Consider the following 1394-nt stretch of genomic DNA (forward strand, 5'->3'; position numbering starts at 1 on the left):
CTGAACGTGGGTTCGACGGCCAGTCGCTTCCCGCCGAGACGCGCTTCGAGCACGACCGCCACTGACAGCGCGGCGTGAAGACACAGCTTCAGAAGCCGGTCCGTGGCTTCCAGCAGCGCCTCCGGCTTGTCGACCAGCCGTGACATCTCGCTGGCGTATTCGCGGATCAGGTCGTGCATGCGGTAACGCCCGCTCGCGGTCTCCTCCAGCAGGTGACGATCGATCAGATCCTCGAGGATTCGTATGGTCTCGGGCAGTGGCAGGTCGGCCAGCGCTGCAGCCATCGGCTGGCTCAGATCGTCACCGGGGTGGAGCGCGAGCATCCGGAACACCCGCCGGCTCTGATCGTCAAGCGGTTCGTAGGAGGTGGCGAACGCGCCAGCCAGCGTCTGGTCACCCACGGCGAATTGACCGATCCGTCCACGCTCGTCAGCGAGGCGAGTCGCCAGGTCCGCCACCAGCCACGTGGAACGGTGAGCCAGTCGGGCTCCCGCAAGCCGGATGGCGAGAGGAAGATGACCACAGCGCCGTACCACCTCCTCGGCCGCATCCGGCTCCGCGAGCACCCGATCCGACCCGGCCGTGGAGGCAAGGAGACTCATTGCCTCGTCGCGGCTCAGCACGCCGAGCGATTCCGGGACGCCGAACTCGGTGGCGAGCACCCGTGACCGGGAGGTCACCAGCACTGCCGTGCCCGCTCCTCGAGGCAGCAGCGGGAGTACCTGATCAATCCCCGCGGCGTTGTCCAGAACCAGTACTACCTTGCGTTTCGCCAACTCACGGCGCCAGAGGTCGACCCGATCCTCGAGATCGGGCGGTACCCGTCCTGGTGGCACGCCCAACTGTCGGAGCAGGGTCAGCAGCACCGCCGCCGGTTCGAGGGGAGCAGCTTCCCCGTGCCCTCGTAGGTCCACGAACAACTGGCCGTCGGGATACTCGGCCCACAACATCTCCGCCAGCCGCACCGCGAGAGTGGTCTTTCCGCAGCCCGCCATCCCATCGATCACCTGGACGGCAGCGGCTCGCCCGGATCGCTCCTTGATCTCCCTCGACAACCGGTTCAGCACGTCCTCCCTGCCGACGAAGTCGCTCGTCGGCAGAGGGAGCCACCTAGCAGGTTGGGTAACCGGCCTCGATGCTCCCGGCCGGTCAACCGCGCTCGGAAGTGGTCGGGCAGCCTTGATCGCCACTCGGTGAAGCTCATCCAACGTCGGCCCAGGACGTACGCCCATCTCCTCAGCCAGCGCTGCACGAGTTGCCCGATAGACGGCGACCGCCCCGGCTGCGTCCGCACACGCGAGCAGAGCCTGCATGAAAACCGCCTGGAGCCGCTCCCCGGTGGGATGACGCGCGGCATGGGGACGGAGCAACGCGACGGCACGCTCAGGCTGTCC

The 1394-nt window shown here is 67.5% G+C and carries 1 protein-coding gene and 1 pseudogene; both read right to left on the bottom strand.

Translation table 11 applies throughout. The features are described 5' to 3' along the window. The coding region (locus AB0L34_RS33900; protein ID WP_363709754.1) for an NB-ARC domain-containing protein at positions 1-1067 on the bottom strand (1067 nt) is incomplete at its 3' end. Positions 1068-1250: 183 nt separating this feature from the next. Then, positions 1251-1370, bottom strand: a pseudogene (locus tag AB0L34_RS33905) (hypothetical protein); the annotation flags it as partial. Between the last annotated feature and the right edge of the window lie 24 nt (positions 1371-1394).

It is taken from the genome of Micromonospora sp. NPDC052213 (genome assembly GCF_040679695.1).
Classification (GTDB): Bacteria; Actinomycetota; Actinomycetes; order Mycobacteriales; family Micromonosporaceae; genus Micromonospora.